Origin of the sequence: Azoarcus indigens (genome assembly GCF_004361735.1) — a bacterium.
Taxonomy (GTDB): domain Bacteria; phylum Pseudomonadota; class Gammaproteobacteria; order Burkholderiales; family Rhodocyclaceae; genus Azoarcus; species Azoarcus indigens.
This window is the reverse complement of record NZ_SNVV01000045.1, coordinates 1-5,734: the sequence shown is the minus strand read 5'-3', so window position 1 is coordinate 5,734 and position 5,734 is coordinate 1. Positions and strand designations below refer to the sequence as shown.

The 5,734-nt window shown below is 69.0% G+C and carries 1 protein-coding gene; it reads right to left on the bottom strand.

The genetic code is table 11. The features are described 5' to 3' along the window. On the bottom strand, window positions 1-5,734 hold a 5,734-nt coding region (locus C7389_RS24405; RefSeq protein WP_133595275.1), incomplete at both ends, for a non-ribosomal peptide synthetase.

The following is a 5,734-nucleotide window of genomic DNA, read 5'->3' as shown; positions in this document are numbered from 1 at the left end:
TCGTAGGGGTCGGCGATGAAGCGCTCGGCACTCAGGCCGGGACGGTTCAGGTAGCCGCGCGCAAGGCCGACGCCGCCCAGGTAGAGCTCGCCGGCGATACCCGCCGGGGCCAGGTTCAGGCCGGTGTCCAGTACATAGGCTTTGCGATCCCCCACTGGCCTGCCAATGGGGGCATAGGCGCTGGAGCAAGCCCTGCTGCCAGCAACCTTCCACACCAGCGGCGTAACGACCGCCTCGGTCGGCCCATAGCCGTTGATCAGCAACTCGGGCTTCAGAGTGTGGCGGATGTTCTCGAAGCCTTCCCGTGGCATGGCTTCACCGCCAAAGGAATAGAGACGCACAGGCGGGGGCATGCCCCGCTCCGCCCCCTGCTCCGCCAACCGCCGCAGGTAGGCTGCGGGGAAGCCCGCATTGCTGATCCGGTGTTGCTGAAGCGCGGTGAGCGTCTGTTGGGCGGGCCACAGGCTGGCATCGCGCAGCACCAGTGCCGCGCCGCAGCTCAACGCGGTCAACAAGCGTTCGTGGGCGCCGTCAAAGGAGAAGGAGAGGAAGTGCAGCTCCCGGGAAGCCGGCCCCATCTCGTAGAGGATCGCCGTTTCCTGGCAATGCATGCTTAGGGGGCCGTGGGTGACAGCCACCCCCTTGGGTCGTCCGGTGGAGCCGGACGTGTAAATCACGTAGGCCAGGTTCTCCCCACTCACCGCGACGCCGGGCTTGTGTTCAGGCTCGCGCGGCAGCGCCAGCGTGTCCAGCGCCAGGACCGCGAGTCCGGTCGATACCGGAAGCTGTGCCCGGACCGCGCTCTGCGTGAGCAGCAGCGCGATCCCGCTGTCTTCCATCATGTAGCCCAGCCGCTCCGCCGGGTACTCGGGGTCCAGTGGCACGTACGCGCCACCCGCCTTCAGGATCGCCAGCAGGCCCACCACCAGCTCCAGCGAGCGCTCCACCGCGATCCCCACCTTCACTTCCGGACCCACGCCCAGCCCGATCAGGTGGTGTGCCAACAGGTTGGCACGGCGGTTCAGCTCGCCATAGCTCAGGCTCGCCTCGCCGAGGATCACCGCCGCGGCGTCCGGGCGCTCCACCGCCTGCCATTCGATCAAACGGTGGATGGGCTGCGCCCCTGCGTAGCGTTCCCGGTTCTCGCCCCATGCCATCAGCTGCGCCCGTTCCCGCTGGCCCAGCAGGGCCAGTTCGCATACCGGTGTGGCGCTCGCATCCTGCAATGCCGCCACCACCGCGCTCACCGCGGCATGCAGGTAGGCGCACAGCCGCTGCGCGCCCGCCTCCGGGACCGCCTGCGCGACCAACTGGAAGCCTTCTCCCAGGTCGTTCACCGACACGCCCAGCGGGTAGTTGGTCCGCTCTTCTCCGCTCAGCACCTCCAGCCCTTCCCAGGCTGTGCCCTGGGCCTGCTCGCCCTGCGGGCTGTGGCGATAGTTCAGCAGCGCCGAGAACAGCGGTGTGCCGCCGGGAAGTCCGCTGCAGCGCTGCGCGAGCGCGAGGCTGGCGTGTTCGTGGTGCAGCAGCTCGGTCAGGGTCTGGTGGGTCTGGCTGAGGCTCGCCTGTACCGTGTCCGTGCCCAGCCGCACCCGCATCGGCAGGGTGTTGATGAAGAGACCCAGCGCCTTGTCCGCCTGGGCTCCGCCTTGCATCCGGCCGAACAGGACGGTGCCAAACACCACGTCGTCCCGCCCCGTGGTCTTGCCCAGCACCAGCGCCCAGGCGAGGTGGAACAGGCTGGCCGCGCTCACGCCGTATCGGCGCGCCTGGCTGCGGATCGCGAGTGCGAGCGAGGGCTCCAGCGCGAGCCGTGCCGCTTCGATGGCGCTGCCGTCGCCCTGGATGTCGAGCAGGCCGAAGGGGGCGGTGGGTTCGGCCACGTCGCCCAGCAGCCGGGTGAAGAAGCGCTCGTGTTCGGCCGCGCTCACGCCCAGCCTCGCCTGGGCGACGAAGCGGCGGAATGGCACCGGTTCCGGCAACTCGGCTTCCCTGCCCTGCTGGATCAGCGCGATCTCGCCCACCAGCAGTTCCAGCGTGGAATGGTCCAGGATCAGGTGGTGGCAGGGCAGGCAGAGCAGCCAGCGCCCCTGGGGAAGGTCATGCGCCGCCAGCGCGTGGATCAGCGGTGCCTGGCGTACGTCGATACGGTAGCGCCCGGGGGCGACTCTGGCCTCCAGCAGGCTGCGGGCGTCTTCTCCTTCGGCCGCTTCGAGCCACTGCAGCCGGACTTCGGCCTGGCGATGGACAACCTGCACCGGCTCATGCAGCCCCTCCCACAGCATGGTGGTGCGCAGGATGTCGTGGCGCTGTATTGCCTGGTTGAGGCTGGAAACGAAGGACTCCAGGCGCTCGCGGCGGTCGAAGGCCAGCAGGTTCTGGGTGACGTAGGCATCGCCCTGCTGTTGTGCCAGGTGGTGGAACAACATGCCTTCCTGCAGCGGCGCCAGCGGGTAGATGTCCTGGATGTTGGCGGCGCCACCGGGTACGGCCGCTTCGATGCGGCCGATCTCTTCCCGGTCCAAAGTCACCAATGTCAGCATCTCCGGTGTGATCGCAGCGCAATCGGCCGGAATCCGGTTCGGCGGCACCGCCACTTCGGCCGGCTGCGGTTCGCTCTCCAGCGCGGCGGCAAACGCCGCCAGTTGCGGGTGCTGGAACAGGCGCTTCACCGAGGCCGGCAGGCCCTGGGTGCGCATCCGTTCCAGCAGCTTCAAGGCCAGCAGCGAATGGCCGCCGAGTTCGAAGAAGCTGTCCTGCCGACCGACCCGCTCCACCCCGAGCACCTCGGCCCAGATCGCCGCCAGCCGCTCTTCCACTTCGCCTTGCGGCGCCTCGTAATCCTGGCTGCTCCCCGCTTCCGCCTTCGGCAGCGCCTTGCGGTCTATCTTGCCGTTGGCGTTCAGCGGCAGGCTATCCAGCACCATCAGCACCGAGGGCACCATGTAGTCCGGCAGTTGCTCGCCCAGCTTGGTGCGCAGTTCGGCGGTGTCGATTTCCGCGCCCGCCTGGGCCGAGACGTAGCCCACCAGCCGCGCCCCGCCCGGGCCTTCGTCGGCCACCACCACCGCTTCACGTACTTCCGGTTGGGCCAGCAGCTGCGCTTCCACTTCGCCCAGTTCGATGCGAAAGCCCCGGATCTTGACCTGGTGGTCTATCCGGCCCAGGTACTCCAGTTCGCCTTCCGCGTTCCAGCGCACCAGGTCGCCCGTGCGGTACAGCCGCCCGCCGGCTTCGTCGTAGGGGTCGGCGATGAAGCGCTCGGCACTCAGGCCGGGACGGTTCAGGTAGCCGCGCGCAAGGCCGACGCCGCCCAGGTAGAGCTCGCCGGCTACGCCGGCCGGGGTCAGGTTCAGTTCGCCATCCAGGACGTGGGTGCGGATGCCGCTGATGGGGGCGCCGATGGGAACCAGGCTGCGGCCGTCGCCACGGCAGGTCCAGTGGGTAACGTCGATGGCGGCTTCGGTGGGGCCATACAGGTTGTACAGCGCCGCTTGGGGCAGACGGGCGAACACGCCTTGCAGGGCTTCGGCCGGCAGGGCTTCGCCGCTGCAGACGATGCGCCTGAGGCTGGTGCACGCTTCGATGCCTTCGTGGGCGAGGAAGGCTTGCAGCATGGAGGGAACGAAGTGCAGCGTCGTCACCTGGTGCCGGACGATCCGTTCGACCAGCCGTGCCGGTTCCCGGTGTTCGCCCGGCGCGGCCACGACAAGGCGGGCGCCGACCATCAGCGGCCAGAAGAACTCCCACACCGAGACGTCGAAGCTGAATGGGGTCTTTTGCAGGACGGTGTCCTGAGCGTTCAGCCGATAGGCGTCCTGCATCCACTTCAGGCGGTTGTACAGGGCGTGGTGCCGGTTGGCCGCCCCCTTGGGCCGTCCGGTGGAACCGGAGGTGTAGATCACATAGGCCAGGTTCTCGCCGCTCAGCGGCACGTCCGGGTTGTGCGCCGGCTCGGCCGTCAGCGCCAGCGTGTCCAGTTCCAGGACAGCGAGTCCGCCCGGTAGCGGCAGCTGCGCCCGAAGCGCGCGCTGCGTGAGCAACAGCCCTATCCCGCTGTCTTCCGTCATGTAGCCCAGCCGCTCTGCCGGGTACTCGGGGTCCAGCGGCACGTACGCTCCGCCCGCCTTCAGGATGGCCAGCAGGCCCACCACCATTTCCAGCGAGCGCTCGACCGCGATTCCCACCTTCACTTCCGGGCCGACGCCCCGCCCGGTCAGGTGGTGCGCGAGTTGGTTCGCCCGCTGGTTCAGCTCGCCGTAGCTCAGCTGCGCCTCGCCGAAGATCACCGCCACCGCGTCCGGGCGGGCCGCCGCCTGCGCTTCGATCAGCCGGTGGATGGGCTGCGCCCCCGCGTAGCGCTCCCGGTTCTCGCCCCACGTCATCAGCTGCGCCCGCTCCCGCTCTCCCAGCAGCGCCAGTTCGCAGACCGGTGCGGCTCGCGTGTTCTGCAACGCCGCCACCACCGCGCTCACCGCGGCGTGCATATAGGCGCACAGCCGTTGCGCGCCCGCCTCCGGGCCGGCCTGGGCGACCAGTTCAAAGCCTGCACCCAGGTCGTCCACCGACATCGTCACCGGGTAGTTGGTCCGCTCTTCCCCGCTCAATGCCTGCAGCCCTTCCAGCATGGGCACCCCGTCACCCATGCGCTGCGGGCTGTGGCGGTAGTTCAGCAGCGCCGAGAACAGCGGTGTGCCGCCGGGAAGTCCGCTGCAGCGCTGCGCGAGCGCGAGGCTGGCGTGTTCGTGGTGCAGCAGCTCGGTCAGGATCTGGTGGGTCTGGCTGAGGCTCGCCTGTACCGTGTCCGTGCCCAGCCGCACCCGCATCGGCAGGGTGTTGATGAAGAGACCCAGCGCCTTGTCCGCCTGGGCTCCGCCTTGCATCCGGCCGAACAGGACGGTGCCGAACACCACGTCGTCCCGCCCCGTGGTCTTGCCCAGCACCAGCGCCCAGGCGAGGTGGAAGAGGCTGGCCGCGCTCACGCCGTGCTGGCGGGCTTGCGCGCGGAGGGCGCTGGCAAGGGCGCTTTCCAGCGGTAGCCGGGCTTCTTCGATGCCGCTGCCGTCGCCCTGGATGTCGAGCAGGCCGAAGGGGGCGGTGGGCTCATCCACATCGCCCAGCAGTCGGGTGAAGAAGGCTTCATGTTCGGCTACGCTCACGCCCCGCTTCGCCTGGGCGACGAAGCGGCGGAAGGGGACCGGCTCCGGCAGCCCGGCTTGCCTGCCTTCCTGGATCAGGGCGATCTCGCCCACCAGCAGTTCCAGCGTGGTGTGGTCGGAGATCAGGTGGTGGCAAGGCAGTGCGAGTAGCCAGCGCTGTTGGGCTTCGTCCTTGATGGCGAGGGCGTGGATCAGCGGGGCCTGGCGCACGTCGATGCGGTAGCGCCCGGGGGCGACGTGCGCTTCCAGTTGGGCGCGGGCCTCTTCTCCTTCCCCTGCTTCGAGCCACTGGAGCCGGACTTCGGCCTGGCGATGGACGACCTGCACCGGTTCCCGCAGGCCTTCCCAGTGGACCGCGGTGCGCAGGATGTCGTGGCGGCCGATCGCATGGTTCAGGCTCGCGATGAAGCCTTCCAGCCGCTCGCGGCTGTCGCAACCCAGTTCGAAGGTGGTGACATAAGCGTCACCCTCCTGCTGCAGGAGGTGATGGAACAGGATGCCCTCTTGCAGCGGCGCCAGCGGGTAGATGTCCTGGATGTTGGCGGCGCCACCGGGTACGGCCGCTTCGATGCGGC